Origin of the sequence: Lysinibacillus sp. GbtcB16 (assembly GCF_019091145.1) — a bacterium.
Lineage (GTDB): Bacteria > Bacillota > Bacilli > Bacillales_A > Planococcaceae > Lysinibacillus > Lysinibacillus fusiformis.
Genome location: NZ_JAGXJV010000360.1, coordinates 1 through 275, shown reverse-complemented (window position 1 = coordinate 275; position 275 = coordinate 1). Strand labels below are relative to the sequence as shown.

At 32.7% G+C, this 275-nt stretch carries 1 pseudogene; it reads left to right on the top strand.

The features are described 5' to 3' along the window. Positions 1 to 275 (top strand): annotated as a pseudogene (locus KVT27_RS24545) (sensor histidine kinase); the annotation flags it as partial.

The following is a 275-nucleotide window of genomic DNA, read 5'->3' as shown; positions in this document are numbered from 1 at the left end:
AAATTACCTTATGGACCGCTTTTCTTTAATTCTTTCTTATATTGTTAGCCTTTGTTTATTTGGGCTCGTTTTACAGCTGCAAAGTCTTTTAGAAAAGAAATCCATTGATTGGAGTACGTGGTTATATGGACTTTTATTAGGAACAGTTGTGTTTACTGTATACCTCATTTACGATTACCGAAAACGGAGTGTGTTTTTAAAGAGGATCGAAAAGTATGTTACTGGTGGAAATACATTACATGACTCTTTACTTATTGATGAATCTTATACATCAG